The organism is Kosakonia sp. N21 (genome assembly GCF_050587465.1).
Lineage (GTDB): Bacteria > Pseudomonadota > Gammaproteobacteria > Enterobacterales > Enterobacteriaceae.
Genome location: NZ_JBOBHR010000002.1, coordinates 663326 through 680019 on the forward strand (window position 1 = coordinate 663326; position 16694 = coordinate 680019).

The window sequence follows — 16694 nt, forward strand, 5'->3', positions numbered from 1 at the left end:
GCGCGAAATGCCCTCAACAATGTGAACCAGGTTGTAATTATTTTGTAAACACATTGATAAAAGATTTCGCATCCACTACAACCATATCATCACAAGTGGTCAGACCTCCTACAAGACAGGGAGCTTTTCTTTATGATGACGTTGAGCCTTATCGCTACGGTTGTACTGCTCGGGGTGCTGTTTTACCACCGGGTTAACCTGCTGCTGAGCAGCGTGATTTTACTGGCGTGGACCGCCGCGCTGGGGATATCCGGCCTGTGGTCTGTTTGGGTGTTGCTGCCGCTGGCGATCATCCTGGTGCCGTTTAACCTGCCGCCCATGCGGAAAGCGCTGATTTCCGCCCCCGTATTCCGCGGTTTTCGTAAAGTGATGCCGCCGATGTCACGCACGGAAAAAGAAGCCATCGACGCCGGGACCACCTGGTGGGAAGGCGACCTGTTCCGTGGTAACCCGGACTGGAAAAAACTGCACAACTATCCGCAGCCGCGTCTGACCGCCGAAGAACAGGCGTTTATCGACGGCCCGGTGGAAGAAGCCTGCCGCATGGCGAATGACTTCCAGATCACCCACGAAATGGCCGATCTGCCGCCAGAGCTGTGGGCATTCTTAAAAGAGCACCGCTTCTTCGCGATGATCATCAAAAAAGAGTACGGCGGTCTGGAATTCTCCGCTTACGCTCAGGCCCGCGTGCTGCAAAAACTGGCAGGCGTATCCGGTATTCTTGCCATCACCGTAGGCGTGCCGAACTCCCTCGGCCCGGGTGAATTGCTGCAACACTACGGCACCGAAGCGCAGAAAGATCACTATCTGCCGCGTCTGGCACGCGGCCTGGAGATCCCCTGCTTCGCGCTGACCAGCCCGGAAGCGGGTTCCGATGCGGGCGCCATTCCGGATACCGGGGTGGTGTGTATGGGTGACTGGCAGGGTCAGCAAGTCCTTGGCATGCGCCTGACCTGGAACAAACGCTATATCACGCTCGCACCGATTGCCACCGTACTCGGTCTGGCGTTTAAACTCTCCGACCCGGATAAACTGCTGGGCGGCGAACAAGAACTGGGTATCACCTGTGCGCTGATCCCCACCTCAACGCCAGGCGTAGAAATTGGTCGTCGTCATTTCCCGCTTAACGTCCCGTTCCAGAACGGCCCGACCCGCGGCAACGATATCTTTGTACCGATTGATTACATCATTGGCGGGCCGAAAATGGCCGGTCAGGGCTGGCGCATGCTGGTGGAATGCCTGTCTGTCGGGCGCGGCATCACCCTGCCGTCCAACTCTACCGGCGGTGTGAAATCCGTCGCCCTGGGGATTGGCGCTTACGCTCACATTCGTCGTCAGTTCAAAGTCTCCATCGGTAAAATGGAAGGGATTGAAGAACCGTTAGCACGCATTGGCGGCAACGCCTATGTAATGGATGCAGCGGCGTCGCTGATCACCTACGGCATTATGCTCGGTGAAAAACCGGCGGTGCTGTCGGCGATTGTTAAATATCACTGCACTCATCGTGGTCAGCAGTCAATCATCGATGCGATGGATATCGCAGGCGGTAAAGGCATTATGCTCGGCGAAAGCAACTTCCTCGCCCGTGCTTACCAGGGCGCACCGATCGCCATCACCGTGGAAGGGGCCAACATTCTGACCCGCACCATGATGATCTTTGGTCAGGGCGCGATTCGTTGCCATCCGTATGTGCTGGAAGAGATGGCCGCCGCGCAGAACAACGATGTGGACGCCTTCGACAGACTGCTGTTCAAACATATTGGCCATGTTGGCAGCAACAAAATGCGCAGTTTCTGGCTTGGCCTGACGCGCGGCTTAACCAGCGCCACGCCGACCCGCGACGTCACAAAACGCTATTACCAGCATCTGAACCGCCTGAGCGCCAACCTCGCGCTGCTGTCAGATGTGTCCATGGCCGTGCTGGGTGGCAGCCTGAAACGTCGCGAACGCATCTCCGCACGTCTGGGGGATATTTTAAGCCAGCTCTTCCTTGCCTCGGCGGTACTGAAACGCTATGACGACGAAGGCCGCCAGGAAGCGGATCTGCCGCTGGTGCACTGGGGCGTGCAGGACGCGCTGTATCAGGCGGAACAGGCCATCAGCGACCTGCTGGAAAACTTCCCGAACCGCTTTGTCGCCGGTGCGTTGAGCCTGGTTATCTTCCCGACCGGACGCCACTACCGCGCGCCGTCGGACAAACTGGACCACAAAGTGGCGAAGATCCTGCAAACCCCGAGCGCCACCCGCTCACGCATCGGTCGCGGTCAGTATCTGACAGCAAGCGAGCACAACCCGGTGGGCCTGCTGGAAGAAGCGCTGCTGGATGTTATGGCCGCGGATCCTATCCATCAGCGTGTGTGCAAAGAGCTGGGTAAAAACCTGCCGTTCACACGTCTGGATGAGCTGGCTCAGCAGGCACTGAGCGCAGGGCTTATCAATCAGGAGGAAGCCGCGCTGCTTATCAAAGCCGAGGCCAGCCGTCTGCGCAGCATTAACGTCGATGATTTCGAGCCAGACGCACTGGCCACTCAACCGGTGGTCGCCACGCCGGAAAAGGTGCGTAAGATAGAAGCCGCCTGACCAAAAGGGGCGCGAAACGCCCCTTTTTCCTCTCATGCCTGAACCCGCATTTCGCGGGTTTTTTTATCACGCCTCATGCTACAGTGTGAAAATGCTGTCTTACGGGGAGTCGACACTGTGCCTGGTTTAAAAATTACACTGTTACAACAACCGTTAGTCTGGATGGATGGGCCAGCCAACCTGCGCCATTTCGACATCCAGCTTGAAGACGTCACCGGGCGTGACCTGATTGTACTGCCAGAAATGTTTACCACCGGCTTTGCGATGGAAGCCGCAAAACAGTCTCTACCGCAGGACGAAGTGGTGGCGTGGATGCATGAGAAAGCCCGCCAGACGAATGCGCTGGTCGCCGGGAGCGCTGCGCTGCAAACCGATCGCGGGCCGGTAAACCGCTTTTTACTGGTCGAGCCGGGCGGTAACGTGCATATCTACGACAAACGCCATCTGTTCCGCATGGCCGATGAACATCATCATTACGAAGCGGGCAATGAGCGGGTGGTGTTTGAGTGGCGCGGCTGGCGCATTCTGCCGCTGGTCTGTTATGACCTGCGTTTCCCGGTGTGGTCGCGCAACCGCAATGATTACGACCTGCTGCTGTATGTCGCCAACTGGCCAGCACCGCGCTCGCTGCACTGGCAATCTCTGCTGGTGGCCCGCGCCATTGAAAACCTTGCCTGGGTGGCAGGTTGCAACCGCGTCGGCACCGACGGCAATGGTCACCACTACCGCGGCGACAGCCGGGTTATCAGCCCGCAGGGCGAAATCATCGCCACCGCCGAACCGCACCAGGCCACACGCATTGACGCCGAGCTGTCATTAAGCGCGTTGCAGGAGTATCGCGAGAAGTTCCCCGCCTGGCAGGATGCAGACCCGTTTACGCTGGGTTAACCCTGCACCGTCCAGTTCCCCTCCCCTCAGAGGGAGGGGAAAATCAGGGCATCAGCTCACCAGTGCCTGACCATCCTTCCGGCTTTCTGTCGCCGCCACGTAGTGGCCTTCCGCCATCCGATAAACCACCTGCGCACCGCCAAAGTTATAGCCCGCCAGCGGATCTTCCACCGTAATCTGGTGCCCGCGCTCGCGCAGCGCCGCAATCACATTGCGGTCGAAGGTCGCCTCAATGGAGACGTCCCGACCCTGCACCACGCGCCAGCGCGGCGCATCAATGGCCGCCTGCGGGTTCTGCCCGTGCAGCATAATACGCAGCGCCATTTGCATATGCCCCTGCGCCTGCATCGGCCCGCCCATAACGCCAAACGACATCAACGGTTTGCCGTCTGCGCCCAGCGCAAAGCCGGGAATGATGGTATGAAGCGGTCGTTTACCGCCCGCCAGCGCATTCGGATGTTTGGGATCAAGCACAAAGCCGCAGCCGCGGTTTTGCAAACTGATGCCGGTATCCGGCACCACCACGCCAGAGCCAAACCCCATATAGTTAGACTGAATAAACGACACCATCATGCCGCTGGCATCGGCGGTGGAGAGGTAAACAGTCCCGCTTTGCGTCGGTTCACCGTAGACAAAATCCGAGGCCTTATCCGGATTGATCAACGCCGCGCGCGACTTCAGGTAATCATCGCTGAGCAACCGTTCCGCCGCAAATTCCAGATGATCTTCATCGGCGACATAGCGATCGAGATCCGCCAGCGCCAGTTTCATCGCTTCAATCGACAGGTGCAGCGACTGTACCGAGTCCGGGTGATAACGGCCAATATCGCACTGCTCAAGAATGCCCAACGCAATCAGTGTTGCAATCCCCTGCCCGTTGGGCGGCAACTCATGCACCGAACCACCGGCAAACTCGCGCGACAGCAGCGTTACCCAATCCGCTTTGTGGTTCGCCAGATCTGCTTCGCTCAGGTGCGCGCCATGCTCTCTGGCAAACGCGGCGATCTTCTGCGCCAGCTCCCCGCGATAGAACGCCTCACCGTTGGTCTGAGCGATCAGCTCCAGCGAACGGGCCTGCGCCGGGTTACGGAAGATTTCGCCAATAGCAGGCGCACGCCCTTGCGGTGCAAAACAGGTGCTGAAACCGGGCTGATCCTTCAGCTTGCGGTAACCGCGCTGCCACAGATGGCCAATCAGCGGTGACACCGGAAAACCGTTGCGGGCATACTCAATCGCAGGCTGCGCCAGCGTGGTTAATGGCAGCGAGCCGAAACGCTCCGCCAGCGCCACCCAACCGGATACCGCGCCAGGCACGGTTACCGCGTCCCAGCCCAGTTCCGGCACCGCGTTTTTACCCGCGAACATATCCGCATGCCAGCTTGCCGGGGAGCGCCCGGAGGCGTTCAGACCGTGCAGCGTATTCCCATCCCAGACAATGGCGAACGCATCACTGCCAATACCGCAGCCGGTCGGTTCCACCACCGTCAGCGCCATTGCCGTGGCGATCGCCGCATCCACGGCATTACCGCCGAGCATCAGCATACGCATTCCCGCTTGCGCCGCCAGCGGCTGGGAGGTCGCCACCGCATTACGCCCGATCATCGGCGCGCGCTGTGAGGCATAACCGACGTTAAAATCTATCGCTTTGGTCATCGAAACTCCTTAGTCGTGGCGCGGATCGAGCGCGTCGCGCAGCCCATCGCCGAGTAAATTAAATCCCTGCACGGTCAGAAAAATCGCCACACCGGGGAAAATGGACATCCACGGCGCTTGTTCCAGAAAACCTTTGGCGGTATTGAGCATCGCTCCCCAGGAGGGATCCGGCGGCTGTTGCCCAAGGCCAAGGAAAGAGAGGCTGGCTTCCGTGATGATCGCCGACGCAATCGCCAGCGTGGCCTGCACAAGGATCGGTGACATCACATTTGGCAGCACATAACGCACGATTATCCAGCGGTCTGGCAGGCCAATCGCGCGTGCTCCGTCGATGTACTCTTCATTGCGAATGGCGATCACCTGCCCCCGCGTCAGGCGGGCAAAAATGGGCATCGCCGACAACCCTATCGCAATCATGGCGTTCGTCAGGCTGGGGCCAAGAAACGCGCCGAGGGCAATGGCCATAATCAGAAACGGACAGGCCAGCAGCGCCTCAATCACGCGCGAGATCACCCCATCCCAAATGCCCTGAAAGTAGCCCGCCAATAGTCCCAGCGGCACGCCAATCACTACGGCGATCACCACAGAGACACAACCTGCCAGCAGCGAGGTGCGCGCCCCCCAAATCATGCGCGATAAAATGTCGCGCCCCAGCTCATCCGTACCAAACCAGTACAGCTCAGAAGGCGGTTTACGCACGGCCAGGAAATTCGCCTTTACCGGATCAAACGGCGCAATCCACGGTGCCAGCAGCGCGATCAATACAAATACGCCGACGATCGCCGCGCCAATGACGGCACTCCTGTTGGCGAGAAAGGCCTTCAATACCCGGTTTTCCGCGCGCGGCAACGAAGCCGCGACACTGTTGGTGGTCAGTTCGGCCATTATTCGCTCCGCATTTTCGGGTTAATCAGCACATACAACACATCGGCCAACAGGTTAAGCAGCAAGAAGCCGATAGCCACCACCAGCACCACGCCCTGTACCACCGCGTAGTCGCGGTTAAACACCGAATCGACAATCATCTTGCCAAAGCCAGGAATGGTGAACACCTGCTCCGTCAGCACCGCGCCGCCCAGCAATTCGCCAAACAGCAGCGTCGTCAGGGTGATAACCGGCACCAGTGCATTACGAAACGCGTGCTTCATGATCACCGCTTTTGGCAACAGCCCTTTGGCGCGCGCCGTACGGATATAATCCGCCTTCAGCACGGCAATCATGGATGCGCGCGTATGACGCATCAGCGTTGCCGCCAGCCCGGTGCCCAGCACCAGCGCAGGCAGCAGCAGCGTGCGCAGGTTCTGTAGCGGATCTTCGCTAAACGGCACAAAACCGGACGCGGGTAGCCACTGCAAGTTGACGGAAAAAATCAGGATCAACAAAATCCCCAACCAGAAATGCGGCACCGAAATCCCGGAAATCGCCACAAAGTTCGCTCCGTGGTCAACCCAGCTATGACGGTTGACGGCCGCCAGGATGCCCATGCTGATACCGAACACCAGCGCGATGATCATCGCCAACAGCGACATTTCCAGCGTCACTGGCAACTTGGTGGCGATCAGGTGCGTCACCGGTTCCTGGGTGCGTAACGAAACGCCAAGATCGCCCTGTAGCGCGCGGGTCAGCCAGTTGAAATACTGCACCGGGATCGGCGCATCCAGGTTTAGCTCGGCACGCAACTGCGCGATCACCACCGGGTTGCGCTCCTCGCCGAGCATGGCGGTCAGCGGATCGCCGGGCAGCAGTTTTTGCAGCCCGAAAACCATCATACTGACCAGCAGCAGCGTCGGAATGGCGAGCAGCAGGCGTTTGCATATCAGTTCCAGCATGGTAACTCCTCAACCCCTGTTACTTCGCCAGCGTCAGCCCCGCCAGACGCACAATGCCGTCCGGATAGGGTTTAAAGCCCTGCACGCTTTTGTTAAGGCCAAACAGACGCGGCTCAAAGTAGAGATAGGCAATCGGCATGTCGGTTTGCAGTTGTTTCACCACGTTTTCATACAAGCCCTGACGGATCGCCGGATCGTTATGCAAACGCGCCTGCGTCAGCCACTCGTCAACCTGCGCATTGCTGTAGCGACCATCGTTAAGCGTGCCTTTGCTGTGAATAAAACCAAAGATGCTGCCATCCGGATCCGGGCGTCCCGACCAGCCGGAGAAGCTGAGCTGGAAATCGCCGGTTTGCTGCCTGTCCAGTAGCGTGGCGAACTCGGTCATTTGCAGGTTGACGTTAAAACCGGCTTCGGCGGTCATAGCCTGCAATACCTGGCCGACCTGCTGCGAGATAGGGTTATTCGGCACCAGCATTGAGACCGTCAACGGTGTGGTAACCCCCGCCGCTTTCAGCAGCGCTTTGGCTTTTTCCACATCACGCGGCGGCACTGCCAGCTTCACGTGGTACGGGCTGACAGGGGAAAACGCCTGGTTTGCCGGTGCATACAGACCTTCGAACACCACCTGATTCAGCGCTTCGCGGTCAATGGCCTGCGAGAAGGCTTCACGCACGCGGGCATCTTTAAACGGATCGTTAGCCGCAACCTTGCCATTGTTGATGTTAAAGGTGATGCCCTGGTAACCCAGCCCGGTCACTTTCGCCAGTTGCAGCTTGCTGTCGTTCTGCACGGTTTTCACATCACTGGCGGCAATGCCTTCCGTCAGATCCAGATCGCCGGCGCGCAGGTTCGCCAGCCTCACGGAGGCGTCCGGGATCGGCAAGTAGATAACTTTGTCGAAGTGATAGGCGCTTTTGTTCCAGTAATTCTCAAAGCGCGACAGGACAATGCGATCCTGCGATACGCGGCTGTCAAACTTGTACGGCCCGGAGCACACCGGGTGCGCGGCGAAGTTCGGTTTTTTCGCCGCTTCCGGCGCCAGCATCGCCCCGGCGCGATCGGTTAGCTGCATTAACAGCGCGGAGTCCGGCGTTTTCAGATGCAGAGTGATTTGCAGCGGCCCGCTCACTTCAACGGATTCAATAGAAGAGATTTCGCTTTTGCGCAGCGAACCCGGCAGCGTCAGCGCGCGATCCAGGCTGAATTTTGCCGCCGCAGCGTCAAACTTTTCGCCATCGTGGAAGGTCACGCCTTCGCGCAAATTCATGGTCAGGGTCTTGCCGTCTTCACTCCATGACCAGTCTTTTGCCAGCCCCGGCACCACTTGCAAGTTTTCATCAACATCCACCAGCCGGTCGCACAGCGACGCAAACACAAAGCGGCCATAGTAGGTGCGCGCCAGATGAGGATCGAGCATATCCGGATCGGCTCCCAGCCCAATGCGCAGCACATTTTCAGCCTGCGCAGGCAGTGCCGCGCCCAGCAACATGACACTTCCCAGAACGGTTAAAAGAGAATTTCGCACAATCATTAACATATTCCTTTAAGGAGAGGAGTGAGAGGCCGCCTGTTCAAACAGTGCGCGACGGCGCAGGAACGCGGCGGAGGGCGGAGCGATATGAATCACACTGCGATCGCGGTTGATCTCTTGCCAGCGATGGCAGGAGACCTGACGACCGCCGTCGAGCACCTGAGTAATGGGCTCGCGTTGACGACACTCTTCGGTGACATAAGGACAACGGGTATGAAAACGGCAGCCCTGCGGCGGGCTGGCCGGGTTGGGTAAATCGCCTTGCAGCAGCGGCGTTTGCCGAGCAAGACCTGGCTGCGTCTGCGGTGCAGAAGCAATCAATGCCTGGGTGTAGGGGTGCAAGGGCGCATCGAAAATCTCATCGACGCGGGCCATCTCGACAATTTGCCCGAGATACATCACCGCCACGCGATCGCTCATATGGCGGATCACCGCCAGACCGTGCGCCACAATGATCAGCGTCAGCCCAAGCTGCTGTTTGAGATCTTCTAACAGGTTCACCACCTGCGCCTGGACGGAGACATCCAGCGCAGAAACCGGTTCATCACCGAGCAGCAGCTTTGGCCCGGACGCCAGCGCGCGGGCAATGCCAATACGCTGGCGCTGTCCGCCGGAAAACTCGTGCGGGTAGCGCCGCGCCCAGGCCGCTGGCAACCCCACGGTGCTGAGCAATTCAGCGACCCGCGCCTGGCGCTCCGCTTTGCCCATTTTTTGATGCAACCACAGCGGCTCACCCACAATCTGCTCCACGGTCATTCTGGGGTTCAGCGAGGCAAAAGGATCCTGAAAGATAATTTGCAGTTCACGACGCAACTGATTCAGGCGCGAGCCGCTGGCGTGGGTGATCTCCTCGCCCTGGTAATAAACGCGGCCTTCAGAAGCGCTCAGCAAACGCAGCAGCAGGCGGCCAAGGGTGGATTTACCGGAGCCGGACTCGCCGACAATCGCCACGGTTTCACCGGGGTAAACACGCAACGAGATGCGATCGACGGCGGTGACGTAACGCTTTGGTGCAAACAGCCGTGTTGGTCCGGCAAAGCGTTTGCTCAGATCGAGCGCTTCAAGGATCGGTGTGCTCATGCGGTTTCTCCCGGCGCAATATGCTGTTCAAGGGGGGCGCGGAAACAGGCCACCTGATGGCCCTGCCCCAGCGGCTGTAGCGAAGGTTTTTCCTGATGGCAGCGCGGTTGTGCAAACGGGCAACGCGTGGCGAAACGACACCCTTTCGGCATCGCTTCCGGCAGCGGCACCGCGCCGGGAATGGTGGAGAGCTGCCCTTTGCGCGCGCCGAGCGAGGGAATCGATCCCATCAGCCCAATGGTGTAGGGGTGCTGCGGATCGGCGAAAATCGCCTCCACGCTGCCCTGCTCCACCACCTGCCCGGCGTACATTACCGCCACCTGCTGGGCAACTTCCGCCACCACACCAAGATCATGGGTGATCATTAACACCGCCGTGCCGGTTTCGGCTTTCAGGGTGTTGAGCAGCGCCAGGATCTGCGCCTGAATGGTCACATCCAGCGCCGTGGTGGGTTCATCGGCAATCAACAGACGCGGTTTATTAATCAGCGCCATGGCGATCATCACGCGCTGGCGCATACCGCCAGAAAGCTGGTGTGGGTAAGCTTTCAGACGCATTTCCGCCGCCGGGATTTGGACTTTTTCAAGGATCTGTAACGCCACCGCCATCGCCGCCTGGTGCGAGAGGTGCTGATGGCGCATCACCGCTTCGCTAAGCTGATCGCCGAGGGTGAACGCCGGGTTCAGGGAGGTCATCGGCTCCTGAAAGATCATCGCCAGCTCATTGCCGCGCAGGTTGGCATACTCACGCGCAGAGAGGTGGCGCAGGTCATGCTGGCGAAAGTGCATCTCACCGCTGACAATCTGCGCGCTGCCGGGCAGTAGCCCCATCAGCGCCAGCGAGGTAATGCTTTTGCCGCAGCCGGATTCCCCCACCAGCGCCAGCGTTTCACCGCTGTTTACGCTCAGCGAAATGCCATCCAGCACGCTGATGGGCGATCCGCTAAATTGCACATTCAGGTTATTCAGCCGCAATACCGGCGCGGCCTCTTTATGCGGGAGGGTCGTCATGGCGTATCGTCCCCAAGATGAATGGCCTGCATCAGGGCATGTTGCAGATCGAGCAGATGTTCACGCATCGCCGCCGCCGCAACATGCGGCTGCCGTTCCCGGATGGCGTGCATAATCCGGTGATGGTGATCGTTATAGCGATCCACTTTTGCCGGAGTGCGCGCCAGCTCCCGCAGATGGTGCCAGCCGGGTTCGCGACGCACCGCGTCCAGGGTGTCAAAAAGACCGAGCATCAAGCGGTTTCCCGCCGCTTCTGCGATGGCCCGGTGAAAAGCGCTGTCCCACAGCTCATTAAGATCCGGATCGTCCGGACTGACGTTATCGATGCGTTCCAGCATGCGTTGCATCAATGCCAGGTGCTCGTTGCTGGCGCGTAACGCCGCCAACCGTGCGAGACCCGGTTCTATGTGCAAACGCGCTTCCATCACTTCCAGCATATTGGTTTGTTGCACCAGCCCCTGGATTGCAGCCGGTGCGACGGGCGCGGCGGGGCCAATAAAGGTACCTTTGCCCTGTTTACGCCAGATGCGCCCCTCTTCTTCCAGTACATCGAGCGCGCGGCGCACTTCGCGTCGCCCGACGCCCAGGCTTTCCGCCAGTTCGCGTTCTGTGGGCAGAGGAGTCCCTGGTGTTGACTCATGTTGATGAATAAGCCCACGAAGTTGTTCAAGCGCTGTACTGGAATTTGCCAGATAGCGTGATGGTCTTTCCATATTGGTTCATCCACGTTTGGTGTTATTTTTCATTAAATTACAAATGGTTAAATAAAAACGCATTTGCACCACCCGCGATGAATAAAGCAATTACCGAACCAATTACTCATTGGTTCGGTCATATTTTTGAAATTTTTGTTAATGCTTTGATTTGATAATGTTTATTTTTCACCCTGCAATGACGGGTATCCGCCACGCAAAACAGGCTGTACGCAAAACGCACACTTAGCGTGCAAACGATGCACTAAAAAGGGGGCAATGCTCCGATCGGGGTTGATGACGGTGAGCCGGGGAAGGCGTTGACCCTCATCCGCGGATTGTGCCCGATAGCGCTGCGCTTATCGGGCTCGTCAGAGAGGGGGATCTGATGGGTTTGGTGAAGACAGGCCGGAGGCCTGGGCAGACAGTGACAATCAATCAACACAACTTAACACAACCGAGCAACGCTATTCTGCTACCTCAAACCGCAGGTTGGTATGGCGGAACGTGTGCGTGGGGGTCTGTGTACTGGCGACAACAATGTCGATTTCCTCGCAACCCGCGACCTTGTAGCGCGCCACCTGCGAAATTTTGTCGGCCGTGACGGCAGCAATCACTTCATTGCTCTGGTTAAACACCTCTTTTTTGAAGCAGGCATCATCGTAATAGGCCGCGCTGAGCCCGGCCTGGGGGTCCAGCCCACAGACGCCGATAAATGCCTGATCAAACAGCATATTGCGCAGTTGATTCACCGTCTCTGAACCCAATGCACTCCCCACCAGCGGGTTCACTTTCCCGCCCAGCATAATCAGTTCGCCGTTTTTGCGGCTGCTCAGCGCGGCGGCAATTTGGGGGGAGTTGGTCACAATGGTTAACTCCATTTCATGCGGGATGAAGTTCACCATTAAGAGATAGGTGGAGCCGGAATCAATAAAGATGCAGCTATCAGGCTTGATCATTTGCGCGCACCGGCGGGCAACCTGCTCTTTTTCTTCCACATTCTGTGCAACCCGCGTTTCGAAACTGGCGGATTGTTTGAGCTGACTGACGGCGCCGCCATACACTTTTTTGCACAGCCCCTTTCGCGCCAGCTCTTGTAAATCGCGGCGAATGGTATGTTCGGACACGCCTAACTGACGGGCAACATCCACGCCAATCACCCGGCCCGTGTCGATCAGCATCTGATGGATCAGCGCTTGCCTCTGCTCAGGCAATGCATTGTAGTCAGTCACATTCAGCCCTCAAATTAACACAACCTTGCACAAATGAACACAATCTATCATAGTATATCTCGATCCATGATACATGTTCAGGCCGGGCATGACGACAACGTGGATAAAGAATCAACGGGTTATAAGGGGAGCAGAGTATGTATCAGGACATCATCTATCAGGATCTGGATAAAACCTTCGACCATCTTGAACATCGCACCGTCGCCTGGTTTACGGAAAATAAGCACCAGCCGCCAGCCGGGCTGTTTTATCTCTACCTGCGGGCCGCCCGCACGGGGGAATTTTGCGCGGACTATGCCCGGTTACTGGATGGCTCAATGGAGTGCCTGACCGGCGTCCTGCCACAGCTGACCAATCGTTTAGCACCGCGCATCGCGACGGCGGCAGGCTTGTCCGGCCTGAAAACGCGGCGCATTCTGAGCATGCTGCTTTACTGGCTGAGTCAGCACCACAGCGGCCAGAGCGACGCGTTACCGGGGCGCGAAGAAGTGATGGACATCTTTTCCAGCATTCTGGAAAACACCACGCTGCGGCTGTGGTAAGCCGCAGCGCGCTACGGCTTCAGCACCAATTCACGCACCGCCAGGCTCATCGCCCGAAGCGCCAACGCCACATCACTCACCATGACGTTTTCCGCCGGGTGATGGCTAATGCCTTTTTCACAGCGCACAAACAGCATGGCCGACGGCCAGCGTTCGGCAATGGCAATCGCGTCATGGCCTGCGCCGCTGGGCAACAGCAACACCCGCCGTTGAACGTTTCGCACCGCATCAGCCAGCTTGTCGCGCAATGCGCCATCGCACGGTGTGGCGGCAATGGTATAAAAAATATCGTGGCTAAAATCCACACCGCGCTGTTCTGCAATGCGCGTGGCCTGCGCCAGTAAGTGGTTCAGCAACGTTTCACGCTGCGGGTCATCGGGGCTACGAATATCCAGCGTCAGCGACACCACGCCGGGGATCACATTGACCGCGCCGGGTTCACACTGCAAGGTTCCCACGGTGGCAACCAGCTCCGGACCGGCTTGCCGCGCGGCGTGCTCAATCAACACCATCCATTCCGCTGCGGCGGCAAGTGCATCGCGGCGATGGCTCATCGGTACAGTGCCAGCATGCCCGGCTTCGCCGGTAAAGCGGCAGTGCAAACGGCGAGCGCCGTTAATGGCCGTGACGACGCCGATCGCCAGATCTTCCTGCTCAAGCACCGGCCCCTGCTCGATATGCAACTCCAGATAGGCTGAGAAATCCGCCGCCGGGCGTTGCGCATCGCCAATACGCGACGCATCAAGACCGGCGTGCGTTAGCGCCTGCGCCACGCTTATCCCCTGTGCGTCTTCACACGCCAGCCATTCAGCGGGCCAGCTTCCGGTAAGACCGCGGCTGCCAAGAAGCGTGATATTAAAGCGAGTGCCTTCTTCATCGGCAAACCCCACAATCTCAATCGCCTGGGTTCCACGCACGTTTGCCCGGTGCAGCCCGTCGACAATTTCAATGGCGGTCAACACGCCCAGCATGCCGTCGTAACGCCCGGCATCGCGCACGGTATCAAGATGCGACCCCAGCAGCACCGCCGGAGCACCTTCCGAGGCGGCTTCGTAGCGCCCACAAATATTGCCTACCGCATCCTGCCAGGTGCGCATCCCCGCCTGCTGCATCCACGTGGCGACCAATGCGTTGGCCCGCAGGTGCTCCGGCGACAGATAGACGCGGGTTAACTGCCCCGGCGTTTCACTGATACACGCGAGTTCATCGCAGCGCGCCATTACCCGCTCTGCGGCGCGGGCGGCCTCCTCTGCGGTCATCATCCGTTCGCTCCGTCGTAGATATCCCACGCGGCCTGCATGCCCGCGCCCTGAACGGTACGCAACCCCAGACGATTAAGCACGGCTTCCAGCGCCGTCAGGGTTTGCAGGACGCAATCTTTCCGCGCGTTATACCCCATGGTGCCAATGCGCCAGATCTTGCCCTGTAGCGGACCAAACGACGTCCCGATCTCAATATGGAAATCATCCAACAGCCGTTTACGCACCTCTTCGCCATGCACTTCCTGCGGAATAATCACCCCCAGCACGTTATTCATCTTGTGGGTGACATCGCCGAATACCGCCAGCCCCATCCCCTGGATGCCAGCCAGCAGCGCGCGACCGTGCAGTTCATGGCGGGCGATCAGCGCATCCATGCCCTCCTCCAGCATAATGCGGGCGCATTCGCGGGCGGCAAATAACATGCTGGTCGCCTCGGTGTGGTGGTTCAGACGTTCCGGGCCCCAGTAATCCATCACCATGCCAAGATCGAAATAGTTGGAGTAGATCATCTCATCCGCGCCGTCCTGATGCGCGTCGGTACGGATCCCCTGTTCCACACATTTACGCGCGCGGATCGCGGCTTCCATCGCCGGGCTTAGGGTCACCGGCGAGCTACCGGACGGGCCGCCCAGGCATTTTTGCAAACCGGCGGAGACCGCATCCAGCCCCCAGGCATCGCTCTCCAGCGCGTTACCGCCCAGCGAGGCGGTCGCGTCGGTATAAAACAGCACACCGTGACGGCGGCAGATCTCACCGAGGTGCTCCAGCGGTTGCAGCATAGTGGTGGAGGTATCGCCATGCACCGTCAGCAACAGGCGCGGCTTAACCCGAACGATCGCGTCTTCGATCTGCTCCGGCGTAAAGACCTCGCCCCAGGGGACCTCGATGGTGTGCACTTCCGCACGGCAGCGACGGGCAATTTCACACAGCAAATGGCCAAAGCGACCAAACACCGGTACCAGCACTTTATCTCCCGGACGAATGGCCGACACGAGGATCGCCTCAATACCCGCGCGGGAGGTGCCGTCCACCAGCATCGTCCAGCGGTTTTGCGTGCGGAAAACCTCGCGGTAGAGCGCCATCACCTCGTTCATATAGCCGGTCATCACCGGATCGTATTGCCCCACTAACTGACTGGCCATGGCACGCAGTACGCGCGGATCGGCATTGATCGGCCCCGGCCCCATCAACAGGCGTTGAGGCGGGTTTATTTGCGGGAACTGCTGAAAATCGAACATGGGCGCGTCCTTTGATGTGCGACAGCACAGATGATGAAACGAAAGATTCTTTGATGATATTTCTGCAACTAATGTGCCACAGACAAAAAGACGAAGCCATCCCTGGATTAACGGGGTATTTAGCACGATTAAGCCATAAAAAACGGGACGCCAGGCGCCCCGTTATGCATCATCATGGTGGTGCAAAAGCACCATTACAGTGCACTACCGTTGTTCCAGTTCATCCAGATCGGTGTACAACGATGCAATGTGATGAATGCGCTGTCGCCCTGCGGTCAGGGTGGTATGCAGCAAGGCGTTCGCCAGTAAATTCACCAGACTCATGGCGCAGCTGTAGCTATCAAATGCCGAGACGCTGTCCAGCGGTAGCCCAATATGCCAACGGCACAGCGCTTTGATACTGGTTGCCTGCGGCTCGCTGATCGCCAGCACCGGTACGCCCTGTTGATAGAGCGCCTCCAGTACCGGGCGCACTACGCGCGGACGGCGGCGAAACGCGACCACCACCACCATGTCGGCAGGCGTGATATCCACCAACTCTTCCGCCAGCGTCTGCCCCGGCTGCGGCAACACCATCACCTGCCCCCGGCTTTGCAGCAGTTGCTGGCGCAAATGCAGCGCGACCGGCGCACTGTTGCGCAGGCCAATGATCACGATCCGCCGGGCCTCGCCAAGCGCGGCGATCACCGCGGCAAATTGCCCGGCATCGAGCGCATTGACCCATTGGGTCAGGTTTGCCATCTCCTGCTTGTAATGACGCGCCAGCAACGTATTGCCCTGTACGGCATCACGGTTCTCCGTCAGCGGCATTCCGCTCTGGCGCAGGGTGCGTAACTCGTCGCGCATCTCTTTAAAACGATCGTAGCCTAGCCGTTTAAACAGACGACTGACGGTGGCTTTCGACACCCCGCTGAGCCGCGCCAGTTCTGCGCTGTTATAGCTCACCAGATCGTCAAAATGATCGATGATAAATGACGCAACGCGTTGTTCCTGCGGGGAAAGCTGGTCATAGCACTCCCGCAGACGTTCATCCAGCTGCTGCATAGCCTCTCCTGCAACTTTTGTTTCACGATAAGCTGACACAGTGAAACGCTTGCCGTCAATCTGGAACAGCTCTTGCTTAGTCTTCTCCACTTACCGAAGACTAAAGGAAG

At 58.6% G+C, this 16694-nt stretch carries 14 protein-coding genes; 3 read left to right on the forward strand and 11 right to left on the reverse strand.

The window, feature by feature from the left end; all coding sequences use genetic code 11:
* The first annotated feature begins 132 nt into the window (after window positions 1–132).
* Window positions 133–2580: an acyl-CoA dehydrogenase FadE gene (gene fadE / locus ACQ3G7_RS06845; RefSeq protein WP_430889294.1), complete on the forward strand. Its 2448-nt coding sequence runs from the start codon at window positions 133–135 to the stop codon at window positions 2578–2580.
* A gap of 117 nt (window positions 2581–2697) precedes the next feature.
* Window positions 2698–3468: an amidohydrolase gene (locus ACQ3G7_RS06850; protein WP_430889295.1), complete on the forward strand. Its 771-nt coding sequence runs from the start codon at window positions 2698–2700 to the stop codon at window positions 3466–3468.
* 51 nt (window positions 3469–3519) lie between these two features.
* On the opposite strand, the gene ACQ3G7_RS06855 is transcribed toward ACQ3G7_RS06850, so the two are convergent.
* From ACQ3G7_RS06855 to ACQ3G7_RS06890, 8 genes are all read right to left on the reverse strand, one after another.
* Window positions 3520–5121 (reverse strand): gamma-glutamyltransferase family protein, encoded by a 1602-nt coding sequence (locus ACQ3G7_RS06855; protein WP_430889296.1) that lies wholly within the window; start codon window positions 5119–5121, stop codon window positions 3520–3522.
* 9 nt (window positions 5122–5130) lie between these two features.
* On the reverse strand, window positions 5131–6006 hold the full coding sequence (locus ACQ3G7_RS06860) for an ABC transporter permease (protein ID WP_263097930.1): 876 nt from the start codon (window positions 6004–6006) through the stop codon (window positions 5131–5133).
* Window positions 6006–6950, reverse strand: coding sequence for an ABC transporter permease (locus ACQ3G7_RS06865; RefSeq protein ID WP_430889297.1), 945 nt, complete (start codon window positions 6948–6950; stop codon window positions 6006–6008). Before ACQ3G7_RS06865 ends, ACQ3G7_RS06860 begins: the two co-directional genes overlap by 1 nt.
* Before the next feature lie 19 nt (window positions 6951–6969).
* Complete coding sequence (locus ACQ3G7_RS06870) at window positions 6970–8484, reverse strand: ABC transporter substrate-binding protein (protein ID WP_430889298.1); 1515 nt, start codon at window positions 8482–8484, stop codon at window positions 6970–6972.
* Between the two features lie 12 nt (window positions 8485–8496).
* Window positions 8497–9564, reverse strand: a complete 1068-nt coding sequence (locus ACQ3G7_RS06875; RefSeq protein WP_430889299.1) for an ABC transporter ATP-binding protein — start codon at window positions 9562–9564, stop codon at window positions 8497–8499.
* Window positions 9561–10574, reverse strand: coding sequence for an ABC transporter ATP-binding protein (locus ACQ3G7_RS06880; protein WP_430889300.1), 1014 nt, complete (start codon window positions 10572–10574; stop codon window positions 9561–9563). Before ACQ3G7_RS06880 ends, ACQ3G7_RS06875 begins: the two co-directional genes overlap by 4 nt.
* A complete protein-coding gene (locus ACQ3G7_RS06885) occupies window positions 10571–11287 on the reverse strand; it encodes a FadR/GntR family transcriptional regulator (RefSeq protein ID WP_263097935.1) in 717 nt (238 codons plus the stop codon). The genes ACQ3G7_RS06880 and ACQ3G7_RS06885 overlap by 4 nt, the downstream gene beginning before the upstream one ends.
* 446 nt (window positions 11288–11733) lie before the next feature.
* Window positions 11734–12498 carry a DeoR/GlpR family DNA-binding transcription regulator gene (locus ACQ3G7_RS06890; protein ID WP_430889301.1) on the reverse strand — a complete coding sequence of 255 codons (765 nt, stop codon included), beginning with the start codon at window positions 12496–12498 and terminating at the stop codon, window positions 11734–11736.
* Between the two features lie 137 nt (window positions 12499–12635).
* On the opposite strand from ACQ3G7_RS06890, the gene ACQ3G7_RS06895 reads away from it, so the two are divergent.
* On the forward strand, window positions 12636–13040 hold the full coding sequence (locus ACQ3G7_RS06895) for a hypothetical protein (protein ID WP_430889302.1): 405 nt from the start codon (window positions 12636–12638) through the stop codon (window positions 13038–13040).
* An 11-nt stretch (window positions 13041–13051) separates the two neighbouring features.
* On the opposite strand, the gene hpxK is transcribed toward ACQ3G7_RS06895, so the two are convergent.
* The 3 genes from hpxK to ACQ3G7_RS06910 all read right to left on the reverse strand — a co-directional run bounded on the left by hpxK (window position 13052) and on the right by ACQ3G7_RS06910 (window position 16584).
* On the reverse strand, window positions 13052–14302 hold the full coding sequence (gene hpxK, locus ACQ3G7_RS06900) for an allantoate amidohydrolase (protein ID WP_430889303.1): 1251 nt from the start codon (window positions 14300–14302) through the stop codon (window positions 13052–13054).
* Window positions 14299–15540 (reverse strand): pyridoxal-phosphate-dependent aminotransferase family protein, encoded by a 1242-nt coding sequence (locus ACQ3G7_RS06905; protein ID WP_430889304.1) that lies wholly within the window; start codon window positions 15538–15540, stop codon window positions 14299–14301. The genes hpxK and ACQ3G7_RS06905 overlap by 4 nt, the downstream gene beginning before the upstream one ends.
* A gap of 204 nt (window positions 15541–15744) precedes the next feature.
* Window positions 15745–16584, reverse strand: a complete 840-nt coding sequence (locus tag ACQ3G7_RS06910; protein ID WP_263097940.1) for a MurR/RpiR family transcriptional regulator — start codon at window positions 16582–16584, stop codon at window positions 15745–15747.
* Between the last annotated feature and the right edge of the window lie 110 nt (window positions 16585–16694).